Below are 22111 nucleotides of genomic sequence, written 5' to 3' on the forward strand. Positions count from 1 at the left end.
GGCGGGCTGACGGCCGCCGCAGGCTTGTTTCTGGCGACGTTCGCGCCAGATTGGGAAGCCGCGCTGGTGGGGTATGCGCTGCTGGGTGCCGGTTGCTCGAACATTGTGCCGGTGTTGTACACCGCTGTGGGCAAACAGACCGTCATGCCCGAAAGCATCGCCGTGCCGGCCATTACCACCCTGGGTTATGCGGGCATCCTGGCAGGCCCCGCCGTCATCGGCTTCATCGCCCATGGCAGCAGCTTGAGTTTTGCCTTTGCCTTGATGGCAGTGTTGCTGGTGGCGGTGGCCGTTGGCGGGAGAGTGTTGAAGGTCTGAACTGTGGCGAGGGGGCTTGTCGGACCGCCGAACCGCCCCGTTGGGTTGCGCAGCAGCCCTAAAAGAAGGCCTGCTACACAGTCCAACGGGGGCAAGCCCCCTCGCCACAGGTGGGTTAGAACCCGACACTGGCCTGCACAAAGAACGTGCGCGGCGCACCGACGTACATGCCCGAGTTGTTGTCGCTGGAACGGGTGAAGTACTGCTTGTCGAAGATGTTTTTCACCCCCGCGCCCAGTTTCAGGTTTGACACCTGCGGGCCGAAGTCATAGCCGCCACGCATGTTCCAGGTCACGTAACCCGGGATGTCACCGAACTGGCCGTCGGCGGTGCCTTCGGTGATGTAGTTGCCGTTGAAGCTGCCATCGGCGTTCACGCCGGTGCCCGGCGAGCGCTGTTTGGACTGGGCGAACGCATCGAGGTTCCAGGTCCAGCGGTTGATGTCGTAGCGCAGGCCGGCAGTGGCCACCTGACGGGAGTAGAACGGCAGGTCACGGCCCTTGAAGCCCGGGATATCACCTTCGTTGGTGGCACGGGTGTAGGTAAAGCCGGCGTTGGCGGTCAGGCCATCCAGGCGTGGGTCCAGCGCGGCCAAATCGTAGTGCACCGACGTTTCGATGCCCTGGTGCTTGGTCGCGCCGAGGTTGGTCCAGCCCACGTCATTGCTGATGTATTGCAGTTCGTCATCGAAGTCGATGTAGAACAGCGTCACTTCGCCGCCCCACACGTCATCGTTGTAGCGCGTACCGATTTCGTAAGTCTTGGCCTTTTCCGGCTGCAGGCCGTTGGCGGTGTTGTCGCCGATACCACCCTGCCCCAGCTGGAAGTACTGCAGCGCGCCGAACGAGGTTTCGTAGTTGGCGAACAGCTTCCAGGCATCGGACATGTGATACATCACGCTCAGGGCCGGCAGCGGCTCATTGCTCTCGATGCTGCGTTTTTTCTCCGGCACCCGTTTACCGGCGTTATCGAGCACCGGGCGGTCGTGCCAGTCGGTGCTGATGTGCTCGAAGCGAATACCCGGGGTGACGGTCCAGTTGCCGACGTCGATCTTGTTGTCGACGTAGACCGAATTGGCCTCGGTTCCACCGGTGCGGTCCTGATAGACATGGCCGTCCGCCCCCGGACGCACGACCGGCTGGTTGTTGACCAGCGCCACACGACTGGCCTCTTCGTGCATGGCCTCTTTCAGGTAGCGATAACCGACGCTGACTTCCTGGGTAGTCGGGCCCACATCAAACACATGGGACACCCGTGGTTCGATACCGAAGGTGTAGTAGCTGCGCGGATAGGAGTTAAGTGTGCTCAGGTCACGGGAGGCGATGGTGCTGCCACGAAAACTGTCGGTGTAGTAAGTCAGCACTTCGGCCTGAGTGCGATCGTCGATCTGCCGCGCCCACTTGAACGACACGTCCTTTCGGCGGCCGCTGAAGTTGTCGAAGTCGCGCACGGACTGGAACGGGTCGGCGTCGAATTGCGCCTGGTTCAGGCCGCCGGGCATGTCGGCCTTGGCGTCGTAGTAGTGGAAATTGAGGCTGAAATCGTCGACATCGGTCGGTGCCCAATGGGTCTTGAGGATCACGTCGTCGATGTCGTTGCCGTTGTTGCTTTCACGGTAACCGTTGCCGTTCACGCCGGAGTACAACAGCGCCACGCCCATGCCGTTGTCGGCGGTACCGCCCATGAACGCCGTGTCGATGTGCTTCCAGCCGCCGTGCTGCGAGGTTTCCAGGGTGGTGCCGATTTCCGCGGAGGCTTTTTCCGGGATCGCACGGGTCACGAAATTGATCACGCCGCCGACGTTCTGCGGTCCGTAGCGTACGGAACCGGCGCCGCGCACCACATCGATGCTGTCGAGGTTGCCAGAGGAAATCGGCGCCATGGACAGTTGCGGCTGACCGTAGGGCGCGAAGGCCGCCGGGATGCCGTCGATCAGCACGGTGGAGCGTGGCGACAGGCGCGAGGTCAGGCCGCGCACGCCGACGTTGAGGGAAATGTCGCTGCCACCGGTGCCGTTGGCATCTTGCACTTGCACGCCAGGAACGCGCTTCAACACGTCACCGACGTTCATCGCACCCTGCTCGACCATGGCTTCGCGGCGGACCACGGTTCGTGCACCGGGGTGGTTCTGCACCAAGGCGGCATCGGCGTCATCGAGCCAGTCGCCGACCACCTTGATGTCGGTCACGCCCAGCTCCAGCGGGCCGTTAGCCGCCGAAGTCGGCGCCGGCATCAGGGTCACCGAACCTTCATCGATCTGATATTGCAGGCCGCTGCCTTGCAACAACTGGCGCAGTGCGTCTTCCGCAGACAAGTTGCCATCCACCGCCGGAGCCTGTTTGCCAGCGACCAGTTCAGGACTGAAGAACACCTGAAGCGAGGTTTGCTGGCCCAACTGACTCAAGGCCTGCCCCAAGGGTTGCGCCGGGATACGGATGCCGTCGGCAGCAAAAGCCTGGGGCAGCGCAACGTTGACCGCCAGCGCGAGGGCCAGCGACAACCAGGGGAGATTGTTGTTTTTAGCGGTGGAGTTTTTCACGTCGAACGTAGTCCTGTGGATCGCAAGAGTGTGCGCTTGTTAATGCAAACCAGTTGCAGTTGAACAGGAAGACGACGAACTCGAAAAAAACCTGAATTTTATTTTGAAATTATTTCCTGACTGCCGTCGCCAAGGGTGCGCACGGCCACCGGCAGGATACTTGGCAAGGCCTTGAGCAGCGCATCGATGTTGTCGGACTTGAACACACTGGTCAGGCGCAGATTGCCCACCGCCGTGTTGCCGACCTTCAGCGGTTTCTCCCGATAGCGCGAGACCTGCTCCGCGACATCGGCCAGGCTGACGTTGTTGAACACCAGTTTGCCGCTGCGCCAGGCGGTCATTTCCGCCGGGTTGACGGCGTAGGCAGCCGCAACCTTGCCCTGGGCATCGACATGGGTGCCAAGGCCTGCTGTCAGACTGATGAAATCGTTGTCGGCGGCGTCGCGCCCTTGAACCTTGACGGTGCCCTGCTCCACCACGACCCGGGTTTCGCTGGCGCCATGGCGCACATCGAAACGTGTGCCGGTCACCGTGACCTTGCCGCTGCCCGCCTCGACCACGAAAGGGCGGTTGGTGTCGTGTTCGACGCTGAACATCGCTTCGCCTGCGCTCAATTCGACGTTGCGACGATCCTTGTCAAACCGCACGTGTATCCGGCTGCGGCTGTCCAGGTCGACCACCGAGCCGTCCGGCAACGCCACATGCCGGCGTTCATTCAGGGCCGTCGAAAACTCGGCAGTGTAAGGCGCCGGATGATTCAGGCCGCTGAACAAACCCAGGCCGAGCGCCACGGCCAGCACACTGGCAGCCACCGCGTAACGCAGCACGGGACGACGTTTTTTCAGCACTGGCGGTGTTTCGCACAAGGCACGCATGCGCGCCGCCGGCACCAGGTCGGCGGCGCTCCACAAACCCTTGAGAACCTCGAACTCGTTTCGGTGTTGAGGGTGTTCGTCCAGCCAGGCCTGAAACTGGCGACGCACCGCGACATCGGCGACAGGCTCCTGCAAACGCACAAACCACTGCGCCGCGTCATCGCGAACCGTTGTTTGCCCGCACGCGCAATCACGAGTATCCATCATGGAAGTTCCTGTCTGGCTGGGGAGGAGATGGCGCAGCCGATCATGACTGCGACCCGTCCAGGCGATCGCGCAGATGCCGAAGCGTGCGGATCATATACTTTTCCACCATGTTCTTGGACAGTCCCAGGCGTTCGGCGATTTCTGCCTGGGTCAGGCCCTCGATTTTCTGCCAGACAAACACCTTGCGGCAGTTGACCGGCAGCTCGGTGAGCGCCCGTTCGATGGAATCAGCCAACTGGATCGCGTGCATGAAATGCTCCGGGTCGCCGGTCGGCGACTCACTGAGATCGATCGCCTCTGACTCCATGGCGCCCCGCCGGTCCTCACGCCGATAACCATCCACGGCGATGTTGCGCGCGGTCTGGTGCAAATACGCCCGAGGCTGCTCCACCACCGCCGAATCGGACTCAAGCACCCGCACGAAGGTATCGTGGGCCAGGTCCTCGGCCTGCTGACGATTTCTCAGGCGACGGGTCCAGGTACCAACCAACTCTTCGTAATGCTCGAAAAAGCCGTGTCTGCGGGGCAGCTTGAGGGTCATTGCGGTGTGCTGTGGAGACGGGGCGCGAATAGTAATGCTTCCTATTAACTGGAAGCAATGGTTTGCGGCCTCTCTGGTCGGGCACTTGGCCTGCTTGCCATTGTGCATTTCGTCAGCAAAGCTGAATTTCGGCACGCAGCCAAAGGAATCTGGCAGGCATTCAAATGCAGCCATTGAGTGCTTGCAATAACGTGCAGAAGCGCCCGTTACCGGCTTTTCTCCAGGAACTCACACATGCTCAGCTCCAAAGCATCGCCCAAAAGAAATCCGCTTGCCCGCCTCGCCCTGGCCATCACCTTGAGCACCCTCGGCCTGCCTTTCTGGGCAAACACAGCCCAGGCCCACGGCGGTCACGCCGAAATGGTGCCGCTGCAAGCGGGTCTTGAGGAATTTGGCGCCACGGTGAAATGGGACGATTACGCCAATCTGTTCACCATCGCCAAGGACGGGGTCTACCTCAAGGTCAAGCCCGACAGCAAAGTGGCGATGCTCAACGGCAAGCGTATCGAGCTGACTGTGCCGGTGGTGTTCAAGGACCATACGGCGTTCATGTCCAAGGACTTTATCAACCAGGTGTTCCAGTCGGGGCTGGACAAGACCTTCGTCGTCGAGACCCGTCCCAACCCGCTCAACCCCCTGAGCGCGGCTGAAATCACCACGGCCGTGGACATCGTCAAGAAATCGGAAAACTACAAGCCCGGTTTCCGCTTCACCGAAGTCTCGGTCAAGGAGCCGCCGAAGGATCAGGTGTGGAACTTCGTCTTCACCGGGCAAAACGTAGCCCAACCGCGCGAGGCCTCGATCGTGGTGCTCGACGGCAAGCACGTGATCGAAGCCTTGGTCGACCTCGACAAGAAAGAACTCAAGTCCTGGAAACCGATCGAGGGCGCCCACGGCATGGTGCTGCTGGACGATTTCGCCACGGTGCAGACGGCTGTGGAAACCAGCCCGGAATACGCCCAGGCCCTGGCCAAGCGCGGCATCAACGACGTGAAGAAGGTCGTGGCCACCCCTCTGACCGTCGGCTACTTCGACGGCAAGGACGGCCTGGCACAGGACAAGCGCCTGCTGAAAATCGTCAGCTACCTCAACACCGATGACGGCAACTACTGGGCGCACCCGATTGAAGGCCTGGTGGCGATTGTCGATCTGGAACAGAAGAAGCTGATCAAGATCGAAGACGAAGCGCTGATCCCGGTGCCGATGAAGCCGACGCCATATGACGGACGCGGACGCCAGGGCGTGGCGGTCAAACCGCTGGAAATCATCGAGCCCGAGGGCAAGAACTACACCATCACCGGTAACAGCATTCACTGGCAGAACTGGGACTTCCACGTTCGCCTCGATTCGCGGGTCGGCCCGATCCTGTCCACCGTCACTTACGACGACAAGGGCAAGAAACGCAAAATCATGTACGAAGGTTCACTGGGCGGCATGATCGTGCCTTACGGCGACCCGGATGTCGGCTGGTACTTCAAGGCCTACCTCGACTCCGGCGACTACGGCATGGGCACCCTGACCTCGCCGATCGCCCGCGGCAAAGACGCCCCGGAAAACGCTGTGCTGCTGGATGCCACCATCGCCGACTACACCGGTGCACCGACCGCCATCCCGCGTGCCATGGCGGTGTTCGAACGCTACGCCGGGCCGGAATACAAACATCAGGAAATGGGTCAGCCCAACCTCAGCACCGAGCGCCGTGAACTGGTGGTGCGCTGGATCAGCACCGTGGGCAACTACGACTACATCTTCGACTGGGTCTTCCAGCAGAACGGCACCATCGGCATCGACGCCGGTGCCACCGGTATCGAAGCAGTCAAGGGCGTGAAGTCCAAAACCATGCACGAAGACACCGCCAAGGAAGACACGCGTTACGGCACCCTGCTGGACCACAACATCGTCGGCACCACGCACCAGCACATCTACAACTTCCGCCTCGATATGGACGTGGACGGCGAGCAGAACTCACTGGTGGAAGTGAACCCGGTGGTGCTGCCAAACGACCGGGGCGGGCCGCGCACCAGCACCATGCAGACTGAAACCAAAGTGGTCGGCACCGAGCAGCAAGCGGCGCAGAAATTCGACCCGTCGACCGTGCGCCTGCTGACCAACCTCAGCAAGGAGAACAAGGTCGGCAACCCGGTTTCCTACCAGCTGATTCCCTATGCCGGCGGCACGCACCCGGTGGCCAAGGGCGCCAACTTCGGCAAGGACGAATGGCTCTACCACCGCCTGAGTTTCATGGACAAGCAGCTGTGGGTAACGCAATACAACCCGGAGGAAAAGTACCCGGAAGGCAAGTACCCGAACCGCTCGGACAAGGACTCGGGCCTGGGGCAATTCACCCAGGACAACCACTCCATCGAGAACACCGACGATGTCGTCTGGCTGACCACCGGCACCACCCACATCGCCCGTGCCGAGGAGTGGCCGATCATGCCGACCGAATGGGTGCATGTGCTGCTCAAGCCGTGGAACTTCTTCGATGAAACACCGACCCTGAATCTCAGCGCACCGAAATAAACAGGTCGTACGCAATACCTGTGGGAGCGAGCTTGCTCGCGAAGGTGGGTCAGCTACCTTGGTGTCGGCTGACACACCAACGCGAGCAAGCTCGCTCCTCCAGGGTTACATCGTCTTAAGGTGAACCATCCGCTTATCGGCTGACCACAATCTTCCCGATCATCTGTGGATGCAGCGCACAAAAATACTCAAACTCCCCTGGAGTGTTGAACACCCAGGAATAACTGTCTCCGGTATCCAGCGCCCCGGAGCGAAACAGCTTGTGGGTTTCCGCCACTGTGTGCGGGATCTCGTCATCGTTTACCCACGTGACTTTGGTGCCCACGGCCACGGTCAGATCCTTGGGCCCGAACATGAATTCCTTGATATCGATTTTTACCTCATTAGCCCACGCCGGCATCGACAGCATCAGGCAGGCAACGGCCAATAATCGCGCTTTCATCCAAGTCCCCTCCGTTAAACCAGTGCCGAATCGATCAGCGCCAGCGGATGATCACCCTGGCTCGCTCGCACTTCGGTGATCCCTAAATAATTGCGCAGTTGATCAGCCGCCACGGTCATCGGCCCCGGCGTCGGCGCCGCGCCCGGTGCAGGTTGTGGATAAGCCGTGCCGCGAGCAGTGTGGAAGGTGATATTGCCTTCGACTTTCTGGATGACCTGATGGATGTGCCCGTTCAACACCGTTACCGAACCGTACTTGCGCAGCATGGCAATCGCCTGATCGCCATCCTCGGTACCCCAGCCCCACGGCTGATAAATCGTCCACAACGGAATATGGGTAAACACCACGATGGGCGTGCTGCTGCTCACGGCTCGCAAGTCATCGGCCAGCCACGCCAGTTGATCGGCACCAAGGGTCGCTTCATGGCCGGCCTGGAAGTTGAAAACATTCACCAGCGCAATGAAATGCACACCGTGGTCATCGAAGCTGTACCAGCCATTGCCTTTGGTGCCCTTGCCGTAACGTTCCAGATAGAGCTTGCCGCCGCCTTCGTCGAGGGTGTCGTGCTCGCCCGGCACGTAGTGCACGGGGGACGGCAAGCCTTTGAGCAACTGGGCGGCGGTGTCGAACTCCTCGGCTTTGGACAGATGGGTAATATCGCCGGTATGCAGGATCAACGACGGCCGTTTCGGCAGGGCAACGACCTTGTCGATAGCCACCTGCAAGGTCTTCAGCGGTTCCGGATTGGCCTCCTTGTTGAAACCGATGTGCGAGTCGCTGATTTGCACAAACTGGAACGTGCTGGCGAGTGCCTTGGGGTCGGTGACGTTACCCGTCTCATCCAGAGCAAAGGCCCGGGGGATACCGCCACTCAAGGCCCAGATCACGCCAGCCCCGGCCCATGCAGAGCACTTGAGCAGCGTTCGACGGTCAGGGTTCAACGGGCCGTCGGTACGTCGTTGGTGTTTTGAATGAATGTCCATCGGTAATCCCTCGCTGGAGAACTACAGTGATGTAGCTGGCACGAGGTAAAAACCTGGCGGAACAGGTCTTTATTCCCTGTCGAAAATATGTTTTTCCTCGGGAATAAAACGCAACGCTTCACAGTTATAGGGATGGGACAGTGCGGAAACCACTATGACGCGATTTGAGGAACTGTTTGCGCCCCACCTGGACGCCGCCTACAACCTCGCGCGCTGGCTCACCGGCAACGACAGCGCCGCGCGCGATGTCGTGCAGGAAAGCGCCCTGCGGGCGTTCAGATTTTCGCAGCGCTTCGCCGATGGCAACGCCAAGGCCTGGTTCCTGACCATCGTGCGCAACGAAAGCTACACCTGGCTCAAGGCCTCGGCCGGACGCCATTGGGTCGCCATCGGCGATGAACTCGCCGAAGACGACAAGGCGCTCAGCCACAGCCAGACCCCGGAACTGTTGGCCATCCACAGCGAAAATGCGGCGCTGATCCAGCAAGCCCTGTGCGCCCTGCCGCCGGCGTTTCGCGAGGTGATCGTGCTCAAGGAACTCGAAGACATGCCCTACAAGGACATCGCCCTGGTGGTCGACATCCCCATCGGTACCGTCATGTCGAGGCTGGCCAGGGCTCGCGCCATGCTCACGCTCGAACTACTGAAGTTGCACGATCATGAATGAACTCGACTGCACGGTTTGCCAGACGCTGATACATGGCTATCTGGACAAGGAACTCGATTCGGCGACGGCTGCGAATGTGTCCGGGCATCTGGCCGCGTGCGTCGCGTGCGCGCGATTACATGATCAGACGAAGCTGCTGATGGCTGGTGTGAAGCAACGAGCGCCGTATTACGCAGCCCCGGCGTCATTGACTTCCCGGGCGTTCGCCCCTGAACCCCCATCGACTGGCGTCGTCGAGCGTTGGCGAAAATGGTTCGCACCGGTTTTTTCAGCGACGGCGTTGGCCTTGGCGGTGGTGCTGTATGTGGCGACGCCGGGCAGCGAACAGCCATTGATGGACGAGGCGGTCTCCAGCCATGTGCGTTCGCTGATGGGCGAACATTTGAACGATGTGGTGTCGTCCGACCGCCACACCGTGAAGCCCTGGTTCACCGGCAAACTCGACTTCTCGCCGCCGGTCTTCGATTACTCAGCACAGGGGTTTCCGCTGCTGGGAGGGCGGCTGGACTATCTGCAACATCAGACCACGGCGGCCCTGAGTTACGGGCGGGCCATGCACATCATCAATGTTTTTATCTTGCCCACGCCTGAGACGGACAAGCCACGGCAAAGCCTGACGATCCGAGGTTTCAACGTGGTGTCCTGGCAAGAAAACCACATGCGCTTTGTGCTGGTGTCCGATCTGGAGAAAAGTGAGCTGGAGGCGTTCAGCCAGTTACTCAAACCATAGATTTTTTTCACCGAAGCAAGAGAAAAAAAACTCAAGCATGCCGCTTGCGATACTCCCCCGGCGCAATGCCGAAGCGTGACTTGAACGCGGTGGAGAAGTAGCTCGAATCGGAAAACCCCCACGAGTACCCCAGCACCGACAATTTCTCCACTTTGCCTGACCGGCGCAGTGATTCGGCACACAAGTCCAGGCGACGGTTCTTGATGTAGCGCGCCACCACCAGCCCTTTCTTGGCAAACATCCGGTACAGGCCACGGGTGGACATGCCGACCTCCCGCGCAAGCCATTCCGGGCACAGGTCTTCGGAGCGAATGTTTTCGTCGATGCAATTGAGCGTCTTGCGGAAGATCCGCTCATGGGAATCGGCGCTGTCTTCGGCCTGGCTGATCGCCGGGCGCAGCAGGCTGACGATCGCCTCCAGGGTCGCTTCGCTTTCCTGCCGGGTCAGGTGCTGCTGGCGGGTGGCATCGAGGATCAGCCGGTGCGAGAGCACCGCGATGGGAGAAGTCGCGGCAATCCGGTGGCCGCACTTGACCTGATTGAAGCGCAGGGTTTGCTCGACCAGTTGATATGGCAGGATCAGTGACAACTGCCGAGAGTTTTCGCTGTAGGTGAAGTCGCTAGGCTGCGAAGCATCGATCAGCGTTATATCGCCGGGGGCCAGCAAGACCTTGTTGTCGCCCTGGGCCATACCCGCCGTGCCGTCGAGCTGGAACACCGCGAAATATTTGCCGCCCTCGCCCGCCGCGACTTCCTGGGGCGTACGGTACAAACGCGCCTGGCACACGTCGACGAAACTGAGTTTGAGCGCATCGCTCTGGTATTCGTGGATACGCCCGGCAAATTCGCTGCCCAGGGGTTGTGCGTTGAAGGCGCCACAGATCTGGTTGATCTGATGGATCCACTGTTCGAACCCATCATGGCGCTGTGCTGTTGTAGAAATCATGTCAGGCCTCACGCAGGCTTATTTTTATTGTCTACGTCAATCCACACGACACCGGATGCTTCGAGTCTCCTGAACCGCACCACTCCCTGAACAATGACGTGCTATTTCAGTCCGCCAAAACGCCGATAGAAGCTTTCACCCACATCCGGCAACGGGCCGTCGGCCGTTTCCAGTGCAGCGTTCAGCCATTCTTCGGCCTTGGCGTAAATCAAACGGTAAATGTTGCGGCACAGTTGCCGGGCGGCACGGCCCTCCCAATCACCGGGCAACAGTTCGTCCGGCAGTTGCGGGTCGCGCAACAGCAGCTTGCGGTATTCGTGAATCAGCAGCACCCGTGCCAGGAAGCAGTCGGCCGGCTGCAGGTTTTCCTGCTCGCGCAGTGCTTGCCACAACGGCCGGAACAACTGAATGAACTCGCTGTAGTGCGCGGCCAGCTCCTCAATGTTCCAGCTCTCGCGCACTTGCAGGCGCAGCGCTTTGGAGGCCAGCACGTCCTGGGCGGTGGTTTCGAAGACGATGGTGTCTTCCTGGACGCCGAGGTCGAGCAGGGTCGCGTTGACGTCGGAACGGTCGCTGCGCGGACAAGCCAGCACCACTGGTGAAATCGCGCCGAAGCCTTGCCACTCCAGCTCCTCGCGCACTTGTTTGCGCTTGTCCTGGGTCAGTTGCGAGAGCATCACCAGGCACCAGGAACCATCCCAGGCCGGCATCGTAGTGCTGTAGACCCGCTTGAAGGCCTTGTCGAAACGGCGGCGACCGGTGCCGGTCAGGCTGTAGTAACTGCGACGCCCGACTTTCTCGGCGGTCAACCAGCCTTCCTTGGTCAGGCGAAAAATTGAGGTGCGGATCAGCCGTTCATTGATGCCGATGGGTTCGAGCAACTGAATCAGGCTGCCCAGCCAGACGGTACCGCCATGGGGTTCGATGGCATCCCCGTACAACGTGATGATCAAGGAACTGGCGCGGATCGGCGTCTGCTCCTGGAAGCGAGTAATCAGATGGTTCAAGGGAGTCAGGGACGACATGGGCGTTCCGTGCAAAAAAAGAAAAGGAATATACCGAAAGCCATGGGGTTAATCCCAATCCCTTGTAGGGGACGGTGTTCACAAAGTACTGCCTTTCGGCCGCAACCCGCTGTCGCTGATACGCGGGCGATCCGGCTCCGGTTCGCTCAGCGGTTCGCAAACCTGCATCTGTTCCAGGCATCGCTGGGCCAGTTGCTGATATTCCCGGGTGCCGGCCTGTTTCCACGCCACTTCCTGATCGCTGAGGCTGCGCTTGATGCTGGCCGGCGCGCCCATGACCAGCGACTGTTCCGGGCATTCGAAGCCGGCCTTGACGAACGCCGCCGCCGAAACAAACGAGCGCGGGCCAATCCGGGCATTGTCCATCACCACTGCATTCATACCCACCAACGCATCGGCACCGATCCGACAACCGTGCAGCACCGCGCCGTGGCCGATGTGGCCGTTGCGCTCCACCACCGTGTCGCTGTCGGGGAAGCCGTGCATCACACAGGTGTCCTGCAGGTTGGCGCCCTCCTCCAGCACGATCCGCCCGAAGTCCCCGCGCAGGCTGGCCAGCGGCCCCACATAACAATGCGGGCCGATGATCACGTCACCGATCAATACGGCGGACGGATGCACGTAAGCGCTCGGGTCAACCACTGGAGTCAGGCCATCAAGGCTGTAGCAGGTCATGGCAGGTTCCTTCACAAAGCGATGCCGATAATGATTCATTTTGTATCACATCAATTTTACAAGCACAAAGACTAAAAACCGTATCATTTGAAATGCACCTTCGCGACGAATGCCAGCACACCTCAAAAACCAGCAAAAGACCCAATAAAATATGGGAAAAATCGATTACCAACGCCCATTCGGCGGGGTATAAACGAACCAAGAGCCTCACAAATAGGACACATTAAATCAATTTTAATATTGCATTTACGTATCACGTTGTAGCTATACTTGAGCAAAACCGGCCCCCGAGGCCGATCCAATAACGAGCCGGCACCACGCCGAGCGTGCACCCTGAGGGCATCCGCCATGCCTCTGACCCTTGCCGTCGAAATGATCGAGCCTGGCGTCCGCCTGATTACCCTTCAGCGCCCGCAAGCCCTGAACGCCTTGACCACCGAGTTGCTGGGTGAACTGGCGGAAGAATTGAACACCGCGCAAGCCGACCCCAAGACCCGCGCCGTAGTCCTCACCGGCAGCCGCAAGGCGTTCGCGGCCGGTGCCGACATCAAGGAAATGGCGGAACGCAACCTGGTCGGCATCCTCGACGACCCACGCCAGGCCTCGTGGCAAACCATTACCCGCTTTAGCAAACCACTGATCGCCGCCGTCAACGGCTTCGCCCTCGGCGGTGGCTGCGAACTGGCGATGCACGCGGACATCATCATCGCCGGTGAAGACGCGCGCTTCGGCCAACCGGAAATCAACCTCGGAATCATGCCCGGCGCTGGTGGCACCCAACGCCTGCTGCGTGCGGTGGGTAAATCCATGGCCATGCAAATGGTCCTTACCGGCGAGCCGATCGACGCCCGCCAGGCCCAACGCGCCGGCCTGGTCAGCGAAGTGACCCAGCCGGAGTTCACCGTCGACCGCGCCCTGCACATCGCCCGCAGCATTGCCGCCAAAGCGCCGCTGGCGGTGCGCCTGGCCAAGGAAGCGCTGCTCAAGGCCATGGACACCGATCTGGCCAGCGGCCTGCGTTTCGAGCGCCATGCCTTCACCGTGCTGGCAGGCACCCGCGACCGCGACGAGGGCATTGCAGCCTTCCAGGAAAAGCGCAGCCCGACTTTCACCGGGCAATAAAGCGGCCACTGACATCCGAATTCGAACGACCTCCAAGAGAGCGCCAAGACCATGAACTTCGAACACATCCTGTTTTCCATCGAGGCCGGCGTCGCCCTGCTCAGCCTCAATCGGCCGGAGCAGCTCAACAGCTTCAACACCCAAATGCATGGCGAAGTGAAAGAAGCACTCAAGCTAGTGCGGCAGAACCCGGACGTGCGCGTTTTACTGCTGACCGGTGAAGGCCGCGGCTTCTGCGCAGGCCAGGACCTGAGCGACCGCAATGTCGCGCCGGGCAGCGCCGTACCGGACCTGGGCGAGTCCATCGAGAAGTTCTACAACCCGCTGATTCGCCAGCTGCGCGACCTGCCGCTACCAGTGATTTGTGCGGTCAACGGCGTTGCCGCGGGTGCTGGCGCCAACATTCCGCTGGCCTGCGACCTGGTGTTGGCGGCGCGTTCGGCCAGTTTCATCCAGGCGTTCTGCAAGATCGGCCTGATCCCCGATTCCGGCGGAACCTGGACCCTGCCGCGTCTTGTGGGCATGGCTCGGGCCAAGGCTTTAGCCCTGCTGGGCAACCGCCTGAGCGCCGAACAAGCCGAGCAATGGGGCTTGATCTACCAGTGTGTGGACGACGCCGATTTGCGCGACGAAGCGCTGAAACTGGCCCGCCACCTGGCGACTCAACCGACCTATGGCCTGGCACTGATCAAACGCAGCCTCAACGCTAGCCTGAGCAACAGCTTTGACGAACAGCTTGAGCTGGAAAAAGACCTGCAGCGCCTGGCCGGGCGCAGCGAGGACTACCGCGAAGGCGTCGGCGCCTTCATGGAAAAACGCACCCCAAGTTTCAAGGGGCGCTGAGCCATGACCGCATTGAATAGCTCCGCACGCATTGCCGTGATCGGTGCCGGCGCCATGGGTGCCGGCATTGCCCAGGTCGCGGCACAAGCCGGCCATCCGGTGCTGTTGCTGGACAATCGCCCCGGTGCCGCAGCGCAAGCCATCGAAGGCATCGACCGCCAACTGGGCAAGCGAGTCGAGAACGGCAAACTGTCGGCCGAGTCGCGCAGCGCGACGATTGCCCGCCTGCAAGCGGTGGAAGCCATCGAAACCCTGGCCGATTGCGACCTGATCATCGAAGCGATCGTCGAGAACCTTGAGGTCAAGCGCACACTGTTCCGCCAGCTCGAAGGCATCTGCGGTGAGCGCTGCATCCTGGCCAGCAATACCTCGTCGCTGTCGATCACCAGCATCGCCGCGCAGCTTGATCATCCAGAACGCTTGCTTGGCCTGCACTTCTTCAACCCGGCACCAGTGATGGCGCTGGTGGAAGTCGTCTCCGGCCTGGCCAGCGATCCGGCACTCGCCGAGTGCCTGTACGACACCGCCAGGGCCTGGGGCAAAAAACCGGTGCACACCCGCTCTACACCGGGCTTTATCGTCAACCGCGTGGCCCGGCCTTTCTATGCCGAAAGCCTGCGGATGCTTCAGGAAGGCGCTACCGACTGCCCGACCCTGGATGCGCTAATGCGTGAGGCCGGCGGCTTTGCCATGGGCGCGTTCGAACTGACCGACCTGATCGGCCACGACGTCAACTATGCCGTGACCTGCTCCGTGTTCGACGCCTATTACAAGGACACGCGCTTCCTGCCGTCGCTGATCCAGAAAGAACTGGTGGACGGCGGGCGCCTGGGACGCAAGAGCGGTCAGGGTTTCTACAGCTACGCCCAAGGCGCGGAGCGCCCGCAAGCCACTGAAACCAGCAGCGATGCGAAGGTTGAGGTGTGCGCAGTCGAAGGCGACCTCGGTATTGCCCAAGGTTTGATTCCTCGGTTGCGCGAGCAAGGCGTCGAGATCATCCAGCGTGATGGACAAGGTTTAATGCGCGTCGGTGACGCCGTGCTGGCCTTGAGCGACGGGCGCATGGCCTGCCAGCGGGCACGTGAAGGCGGATTGCGTAACCTGATCCTGCTGGACCTCGCGTTCGATTACAGCAAAGCCCAACGCATCGCCATCAGCTACTCGAACGGCATTGATCCCCAGGCACTCGAACAAGGCGTTGCCCTGCTGCAACGCGCCGGCTTCAAGGTCAGCCTGCTCAGCGACAGCCCGGCTCTCGCCGTACTGCGCACCGTGGCGATGCTCGCCAACGAAGCCGCCGATGCCCTGCTACAGGGTGTGGCTTCGGCCGCCGACATCGATCTGGCCATGCGCGCCGGGGTCAATTATCCACAAGGTCCACTGGCCTGGGCCGATGCCATTGGCCTGGCGCACATTCTGAACGTGCTGGAAAACCTGCAAGCCAGTTATGGCGAAGAACGCTACCGGCCGTCGATGCTGTTGCGCCGTCGCGTCGCCGAAGGGAGAACATTCCATGACTAACCATGAAGCCATGACCCTGGCCAGCGAATGCGCGCAGTCGCTGTTCCAGCGCGACGCCGCCAGCCAGGCCATGGGCATGCGCCTGCTCTCGGCCGGCCCCGGTTGCGCCCGTGTCGGCATGACCGTGCGCGCCAACATGCTCCAGGGACACGGCACCTGCCACGGCGGCTACCTGTTCGCCCTCGCCGATTCGGCGTTTGCCTTTGCCTGCAACAGCTACAACGAGGCCACCGTGGCCATCGGTTGCAGCATCGACTACATCGCCCCGGCCCGTCTGGGCGACACGCTGAACGCCGACTGCATCGAGCAAAGCCGTTCGGGTCGCACCGGCAACTACGACGTACGCATCGAAAACCAGCAGGGTCAGTTGATCGCCCTGTTCCACGGCAAATCCTACAAAGTGCGCGGCCCGGTGCTGGCACAGGAGACCCCCAATGAATGACGCCCTGATCATCGACGCCGTCCGCACCCCGATTGGCCGCTACGCCGGCGTCCTGAGCGGCGTACGCGCCGACGACCTCGGCGCGGTGCCCCTGCGCGAATTGCTGCGCCGTCACCCGCAAGTCGACTGGAGCACGGTCGACGACGTGATCTACGGCTGTGCCAACCAGGCCGGCGAAGACAACCGCAACGTCGCTCGCATGTCAGCGTTGCTGGCCGGATTGCCGGTCAGCGTGCCGGGCACCACCCTCAATCGTTTGTGCGGCTCAGGGCTGGATGCCATCGGCACCGCTGCCCGGGCGATTCGCAGCGGCGAAACCGGATTGATGCTGGTCGGTGGCGTCGAATCCATGTCCCGCGCCCCGCTGGTGATGGGCAAGGCCGAACAGGCGTTTTCCCGTTCAGCCGAAATCTTCGATACCACCATCGGCTGGCGTTTCGTCAATCCGCTGATGAAAAAGGCCTACGGCATCGACTCCATGCCGGAAACGGCTGAGAACGTCGCCGAACAGTTCAACATCTCCCGGGCTGACCAGGACGCTTTCGCCCTGCGCAGCCAGCAGCGTGCAGCGGCCGCCCAGGCCAATGGGCGCCTGGCCAAAGAAATCGTCGCCGTGGAAATCCCGCAGCGCAAAGGCCCGGCCAAAGTGGTCGAGCACGACGAACATCCACGCGGCGACACCACGCTCGAACAGCTTGCCAAACTGGGCACGCCGTTCCGCGAAGGCGGCAGCATCACCGCCGGCAACGCCTCCGGGGTCAACGACGGTGCCTGCGCGCTACTGTTGGCCAGTCCGGAAGTCGCCAAACGCCACGGCCTGACCGCCCGTGGCCGGGTCGTGGCCATGGCCACTGCCGGCGTCGAACCACGGATCATGGGCATCGGCCCGGTGCCAGCCACGCGCAAGGTGCTGGAAGTGGCCAACCTGAGCCTGGCCGACATGGACGTGATCGAGCTCAACGAAGCGTTTGCCGCACAGGGTCTGGCGGTGCTGCGCGAGCTTGGCCTGAGCGACACCGATCCGCGAGTCAACCCCAACGGTGGAGCCATTGCCCTTGGCCATCCGCTGGGCATGAGCGGCGCGCGACTGGTGACCACTGCCCTGCATGAACTTGAGGAACGCAATGGCCGCTATGCCCTGTGCACCATGTGCATCGGCGTCGGCCAGGGGATCGCGCTGATCATCGAGCGTCTATCCCGCTAAAGAATCGCGATTCCCGAGGAGCCGAGAGGTATCCTTGGGGCATGCACTCAAAGCCCTTGTGCAAAAGGGCTGGAACACAAAAACAATTCGAGTGAACACATGAACATGCCAATTGCCAAAGCCGTGCTGGACCCCGTGCTGGACCCGCTGGAAACCGCCAGCATCGACGAGCTGCGCCAGCATCAGCTGGAGCGCCTGCGCTGGAGCCTGAACCACGCCTACAACAATGTGCCGCTGTACCGTCAGCGTTTCGATGCGCTGGGCGTACACCCGGATGACATCAAGTCCCTCGAAGACCTGGCGAAGTTTCCCTTCACCACCAAATCCGACCTGCGGGACAACTACCCCTATGGCATGTTCGCCGTGCCGATGGACGACATCGTGCGCCTGCACGCGTCCAGCGGCACCACTGGCAAACCGACGGTCGTGGGCTACACCCAGAACGACATCGATACCTGGGCCAACGTCGTGGCCCGCTCGATCCGCGCCGCCGGTGGCCGACGTGGCGACAAGGTGCACATTTCCTATGGCTACGGCCTGTTCACCGGCGGCCTGGGCGCGCACTACGGCGCCGAACGCCTGGGTTGCACGGTGATCCCGATGTCCGGCGGCCAGACTGAAAAACAAGTGCAACTGATCAAGGATTTCCAGCCGGACATCATCATGGTCACACCGTCCTACATGCTCAACATCGCCGATGAAATCGAGCGCCAGGGCATCGACCCGCACAAACTGGCCCTGCGTTTGGGCATCTTCGGCGCCGAGCCGTGGACCGCCGAACTGCGCAGCGCCATCGAGGCGCGCATGGGCATCACTGCCCTGGACATCTACGGCCTGTCGGAAATCATGGGGCCAGGTGTCGCCATGGAATGCGCCGAAACCAAGGACGGCCCGACCATCTGGGAAGACCACTTCTACCCGGAAATCATCGACCCGGTCACCGGCGAAGTGCTGCCGGACGGGCAGATGGGCGAGCTGGTGTTCACCTCCCTGAGCAAAGAAGCCCTGCCGATGATCCGCTACCGCACCCGCGACCTGACGCGCCTGCTGCCGGGCACCGCGCGGCCGATGCGGCGCATCGACAAAATCACCGGACGCAGCGATGACATGCTGATCATCCGCGGGGTCAACGTGTTTCCGACGCAGATCGAGGAACAGGTACTCAAAGTCAAACAACTCGCCGAGTGCTATGAGATCCATCTGTATCGCAATGGCAACCTGGACAGCGTTGATGTGCATGTCGAGCTCAAGGCTGAGCACCAACACCTGAGCGAAGAACAGCAGAAGGCTGTTTGCGCCGAGTTGAGCAAGCACATCAAGACGTATATCGGGATCAGTTCGCGGATTGTTTTGCAGCCTTTCCATTCGATCAAGCGCTCGGAAGGCAAGGCTTGCCACGTGCTGGATAAACGTCCTAAAGCATGACTGCTGCACCCTTTATGGCCCCGCTTATTGCGGGGTTTTTTTTTGCCGGGGCTTTGCTGACTCTGGAGCCGAGCACAATCCCTGTGGGAGGCGAGGATATACACGGATTTTGCGCCCGACACTGTTCAACTGTGGGAGCGGCGGTGCGGCGATCCGACTTGCTCGCGAAAGCGGAGTGTCAGCCAACAAAAATGTTGAATGACCAGCCGCCGCTACCTCAGTAACGGATATGCACACCCCCTCAAAGAACACCCCTCCCCCCAAAGCGATACAAAAAACAAATACGACACGTCATTTTGTGTTTGATATTAAATTCTGTATCGCTTATAAAGTTCTCCATGCCTCAGAACAGATTCAAGGCGGGAGACCAAAAATGTACGCACAGCTCGTAGAAACCGGCGTCAAGCGCATCAAGGACCTGTCGGAAATGTCCGACCAGGAACGCGCCTTCCAGGAAAAAATCGATTCAGAAATCAAGATCGAAGCCAAGAACTGGATGCCAGATGCCTATCGCCAGACCTTGATCCGGCAGATCTCCCAGCACGCCCACTCCGAAATCGTCGGCATGCTGCCCGAAGGCAACTGGGTCACCCGCGCGCCGTCGCTCAAACGCAAACTGCAACTGATGGCCAAGATCCAGGACGAAGCCGGCCACGGCCTGTACCTGTACAGCGCCATGGAAACCCTCGGCGCCGACCGTGATGAAGAGATCGCCAAACTGCACAGCGGTAAGGCCAAGTATTCGAGCATCTTCAATTACCCGACGTTGAACTGGGCCGACATGGGCGCGGTGGGCTGGCTGGTGGATGGTGCGGCGATCGTCAACCAGGTGGTGCTGCAGCGCACCTCCTACGGCCCGTATTCCCGGGCGATGATCCGCATCTGCAAGGAAGAGAGCTTCCACCAGCGCCAGGGCTACGAAATCCTCTTGACCATGATGCGCCACGGTAACCAGGCGCAAAAAGACATGGTCCAGGACGCGATCAACCGCCTGTGGTGGCCGTCGCTGATGATGTTTGGCCCAAGCGACGAACACTCGCCGAACAGCGCCCAGTCCATGGCCTGGAAAATCAAGCGCCAAAGCAACGACGAACTGCGCCAGCGCTTCATCGACCAGACCATCCCGCAGCTGGAACTGCTGGGCTGCACCTGCCCTGACCCGGACTTGAAGTGGAACGCCGAGCGCGGCCACTACGATTTCGGCGAAATCCAGTGGAACGAATTCTACGAAGTGCTCAAGGGTAACGGCCCCTGCAACCAGGAACGCGTAGCCACCCGCCGCAAGGCGATTGAAGACGGCGCCTGGGTTCGTGAAGCCGCCGTCGCCCACGCCCGCAAAAAACAAAACAAGAACGCCGCCTAAGACAACCGTACCCCCTGTAGGAGCGAGCTCGCTCGCGATGGTCGTCAACGTTAACGTTGGTTGCCTGACACCCCGCGGTGCTCGCGGGTACATCGCGAGCAAGCTCGCTCCTACAGAGCCTCAATGTGGAGTAACTGAAATGTCCGAGTGGACCCTCTTCGAAGTCTTCGTGCGCAGCAAGCACGGCCTCAACCACAAGCACGTCGGCAGCGTGCATGCCGCCGACACCACCATGGCCATCGAAAACGCGCGCGAGCTCTACACCCGTCGCAGCGAAGGCGTGAGCCTGTGGGTGGTGCCTTCGGCATTGATCACCGCTTCGTCGCCGGATGAAAAAGACCCGTTGTTCGATCCGTCGGACGACAAGGTCTACCGCCATGCCAGCTTCTACGAGCTGCCGGCCGATGTCGGGCACATGTGAGGTCGACCATGGACAACAAGACTGATCTGATCGAATACCTGCTGCGCCTCGGCGACAGCGCCCTGATCCAGGGCCAGCGCCTGTGCCAGTGGTGTGGAAAGGCACCGGCACTGGAGGAAGAGCTGGCGCTGATGAACGTCGGCCTCGACCTGGTGGGCCAGGCACGCAACTGGCTGGAATACGCCGCCGAACTGCTGGACGACGGCCGTGACGCCGATCACCTGGCGTTCCGTCGCGACGAGCGCGCTTACCGCAATCTGCTGCTGGTGGAACAACCCAACGGCGACTTCGCGGTGACCATGCTCAAGCAATTCCTCTACGACGCCTGGCACTTGCCGGTGTTGCAGGGCCTGAGCCAGTCCAGCGACGAACGCATCGCCGGGATCGCCGCCAAGGCAGTGAAGGAAGTGACCTATCACCTGCGCCGCTCCGGCGAGTGGATCGAGCGTCTGGGCGACGGCACCGAGGAAAGCCACCGGCGCATGCTCGCGGCGATTCCCGAGGTCTGGCGTTTCACCGTCGAACTGATCGCCGCCGACGACAGCGAACAGCGCCTCTGCGACGCCGGCATCATCCCGGATATCGCCAGCGTAGCCACGCAGTGGCAGGCCAAAGTCGAACAAATCCTTACCAGCGCCACCCTACCCGTGCCTGCGGCGCCGAGCTACTTCTACCTGAATGCCCGCAAGGGCCTGCACACCGAACACCTGGGCATCCTGCTGGCCGAAATGCAGTTCCTGCCACGAGCGTACCCCGATGCAACCTGGTGATCTGATCGCCAGCGACCTCGGCGCCCGGCCGGCGGGGCCGACCGACCTGGCTGCCGCCTGGGCGATTCTGGCAGAGGTCATGGACCCGGAAGTGCCGGTGGTCAGCGTGGTTGACCTGGGCATCGTCCGCGACCTGGATTGGCAGGCCGGTCACCTTCACGTGGTCGTCACGCCGACCTATTCCGGCTGCCCGGCCACCGAAGTGATCGAGAGCGATATCCGTGAAGCCCTGGAACTCGCCGGGTTCAAGGCGCCGCAATTGGAGCGCAAGTTGACCCCGGCCTGGACCACCGACTGGATCAGCGACAGCGGTCGCGAACGCCTGCGTGCCTACGGCATCGCACCGCCCGAGGGCAGCACCAGCAAGCGCAGCCTGCTCGGTGAAAGGCCGCAGGTTTTGTGTCCCCAATGCGCCAGCGCCCACACCGAAGTCCTCAGCGAGTTCGGTTCCACCGCCTGCAAGGCGCTGTACCGCTGCGTCGATTGCCGCGAACCGTTCGACTATTTCAAGTGCATCTGAGCGGCGAAT

Annotated in this window: 21 protein-coding genes and 1 pseudogene; 14 read left to right on the forward strand and 8 right to left on the reverse strand. The window is 61.2% G+C overall.

Annotated features, from left to right (window positions below; genetic code table 11):
- A pseudogene (locus PMI29_RS03985) lies at window positions 1-318 on the forward strand (MFS transporter); the annotation flags it as partial.
- Between the two features lie 115 nt (window positions 319-433).
- Here the strand turns inward: PMI29_RS03985 and PMI29_RS03980 are convergent.
- From PMI29_RS03980 to PMI29_RS0130440, 3 genes are all read right to left on the reverse strand, one after another.
- Window positions 434-2857 carry a TonB-dependent siderophore receptor gene (locus tag PMI29_RS03980; protein ID WP_008002991.1) on the reverse strand — a complete coding sequence of 808 codons (2424 nt, stop codon included), beginning with the start codon at window positions 2855-2857 and terminating at the stop codon, window positions 434-436.
- Between the two features lie 98 nt (window positions 2858-2955).
- A complete protein-coding gene (locus PMI29_RS03975; RefSeq protein ID WP_008002993.1) occupies window positions 2956-3939 on the reverse strand; it encodes a FecR family protein in 984 nt (327 codons plus the stop codon).
- A 40-nt stretch (window positions 3940-3979) separates the two neighbouring features.
- Window positions 3980-4480, reverse strand: coding sequence for a sigma-70 family RNA polymerase sigma factor (locus PMI29_RS0130440; RefSeq protein WP_033052692.1), 501 nt, complete (start codon window positions 4478-4480; stop codon window positions 3980-3982).
- Window positions 4481-4714: 234 nt separating this feature from the next.
- Here PMI29_RS0130440 and tynA point away from each other — a divergent pair, with 234 nt between their 5' ends.
- Window positions 4715-7003, forward strand: coding sequence for a primary-amine oxidase (tynA, locus tag PMI29_RS03970; RefSeq protein ID WP_008002998.1), 2289 nt, complete (start codon window positions 4715-4717; stop codon window positions 7001-7003).
- 133 nt (window positions 7004-7136) lie between these two features.
- Here the strand turns inward: tynA and PMI29_RS03965 are convergent, their stop codons facing one another.
- Both PMI29_RS03965 and PMI29_RS03960 read right to left on the reverse strand, forming a co-directional pair.
- Entirely contained in the window at window positions 7137-7445 is a 309-nt protein-coding gene (locus tag PMI29_RS03965; RefSeq protein WP_008002999.1) for a cupredoxin domain-containing protein, read from the reverse strand.
- A gap of 14 nt (window positions 7446-7459) precedes the next feature.
- Window positions 7460-8428: a metallophosphoesterase family protein gene (locus tag PMI29_RS03960; RefSeq protein WP_008003001.1), complete on the reverse strand. Its 969-nt coding sequence runs from the start codon at window positions 8426-8428 to the stop codon at window positions 7460-7462.
- 154 nt (window positions 8429-8582) lie between these two features.
- Here PMI29_RS03960 and PMI29_RS03955 point away from each other — a divergent pair, with 154 nt between their 5' ends.
- Entirely contained in the window at window positions 8583-9095 is a 513-nt protein-coding gene (locus PMI29_RS03955) for a sigma-70 family RNA polymerase sigma factor (RefSeq protein WP_008003003.1), read from the forward strand.
- Window positions 9088-9825: an anti-sigma factor family protein gene (locus PMI29_RS03950; RefSeq protein WP_008003004.1), complete on the forward strand. Its 738-nt coding sequence runs from the start codon at window positions 9088-9090 to the stop codon at window positions 9823-9825. The genes PMI29_RS03955 and PMI29_RS03950 overlap by 8 nt, the downstream gene beginning before the upstream one ends.
- Window positions 9826-9856: 31 nt before the next feature.
- Here the strand turns inward: PMI29_RS03950 and feaR are convergent, their stop codons facing one another.
- The 3 genes from feaR to paaY all read right to left on the reverse strand — a co-directional run bounded on the left by feaR (window position 9857) and on the right by paaY (window position 12471).
- Entirely contained in the window at window positions 9857-10771 is a 915-nt protein-coding gene (feaR, locus tag PMI29_RS03945; protein ID WP_008003006.1) for a transcriptional regulator FeaR, read from the reverse strand.
- Between the two features lie 101 nt (window positions 10772-10872).
- Window positions 10873-11796, reverse strand: coding sequence for a phenylacetic acid degradation operon negative regulatory protein PaaX (gene paaX, locus PMI29_RS03940; RefSeq protein WP_008003007.1), 924 nt, complete (start codon window positions 11794-11796; stop codon window positions 10873-10875).
- Between the two features lie 78 nt (window positions 11797-11874).
- Window positions 11875-12471, reverse strand: a complete 597-nt coding sequence (gene paaY, locus PMI29_RS03935; protein WP_007972020.1) for a phenylacetic acid degradation protein PaaY — start codon at window positions 12469-12471, stop codon at window positions 11875-11877.
- 348 nt (window positions 12472-12819) lie between these two features.
- Here paaY and paaF point away from each other — a divergent pair, with 348 nt between their 5' ends.
- From paaF to paaD, 10 genes are all read left to right on the forward strand, one after another.
- The gene (gene paaF / locus PMI29_RS03930) at window positions 12820-13593 is read left to right on the forward strand and encodes a 2,3-dehydroadipyl-CoA hydratase PaaF (protein WP_008003009.1); all 774 of its coding nucleotides are present in this window, start codon (window positions 12820-12822) and stop codon (window positions 13591-13593) included.
- Window positions 13594-13644: 51 nt separating this feature from the next.
- Window positions 13645-14436, forward strand: a complete 792-nt coding sequence (paaG, locus tag PMI29_RS03925; RefSeq protein WP_008003010.1) for a 2-(1,2-epoxy-1,2-dihydrophenyl)acetyl-CoA isomerase PaaG — start codon at window positions 13645-13647, stop codon at window positions 14434-14436.
- 3 nt (window positions 14437-14439) lie between these two features.
- Entirely contained in the window at window positions 14440-15957 is a 1518-nt protein-coding gene (gene paaH, locus PMI29_RS03920; RefSeq protein ID WP_008003012.1) for a 3-hydroxyacyl-CoA dehydrogenase PaaH, read from the forward strand.
- Window positions 15950-16399 (forward strand): hydroxyphenylacetyl-CoA thioesterase PaaI, encoded by a 450-nt coding sequence (gene paaI / locus PMI29_RS03915; protein WP_008003014.1) that lies wholly within the window; start codon window positions 15950-15952, stop codon window positions 16397-16399. Before paaH ends, paaI begins: the two co-directional genes overlap by 8 nt.
- Complete coding sequence (gene pcaF, locus PMI29_RS03910; RefSeq protein WP_008003016.1) at window positions 16392-17603, forward strand: 3-oxoadipyl-CoA thiolase; 1212 nt, start codon at window positions 16392-16394, stop codon at window positions 17601-17603. The genes paaI and pcaF overlap by 8 nt, the downstream gene beginning before the upstream one ends.
- Window positions 17604-17702: 99 nt before the next feature.
- The gene (paaK, locus tag PMI29_RS03905) at window positions 17703-19028 is read left to right on the forward strand and encodes a phenylacetate--CoA ligase PaaK (RefSeq protein ID WP_008003018.1); all 1326 of its coding nucleotides are present in this window, start codon (window positions 17703-17705) and stop codon (window positions 19026-19028) included.
- Window positions 19029-19401: 373 nt separating this feature from the next.
- Entirely contained in the window at window positions 19402-20391 is a 990-nt protein-coding gene (gene paaA / locus PMI29_RS03900; protein WP_008003020.1) for a 1,2-phenylacetyl-CoA epoxidase subunit PaaA, read from the forward strand.
- Window positions 20392-20530: 139 nt separating this feature from the next.
- Window positions 20531-20812, forward strand: a complete 282-nt coding sequence (gene paaB / locus PMI29_RS03895) for a 1,2-phenylacetyl-CoA epoxidase subunit PaaB (RefSeq protein WP_008003021.1) — start codon at window positions 20531-20533, stop codon at window positions 20810-20812.
- Between the two features lie 8 nt (window positions 20813-20820).
- A complete protein-coding gene (gene paaC, locus PMI29_RS03890; RefSeq protein WP_008003023.1) occupies window positions 20821-21582 on the forward strand; it encodes a 1,2-phenylacetyl-CoA epoxidase subunit PaaC in 762 nt (253 codons plus the stop codon).
- Window positions 21569-22102 carry a 1,2-phenylacetyl-CoA epoxidase subunit PaaD gene (gene paaD / locus PMI29_RS03885; protein ID WP_008003025.1) on the forward strand — a complete coding sequence of 178 codons (534 nt, stop codon included), beginning with the start codon at window positions 21569-21571 and terminating at the stop codon, window positions 22100-22102. The genes paaC and paaD overlap by 14 nt, the downstream gene beginning before the upstream one ends.
- Window positions 22103-22111: the final 9 nt, after the last annotated feature.

Origin of the sequence: Pseudomonas sp. GM49 (assembly GCF_000282355.1) — a bacterium.
In the GTDB taxonomy this organism is placed as follows: domain Bacteria; phylum Pseudomonadota; class Gammaproteobacteria; order Pseudomonadales; family Pseudomonadaceae; genus Aquipseudomonas.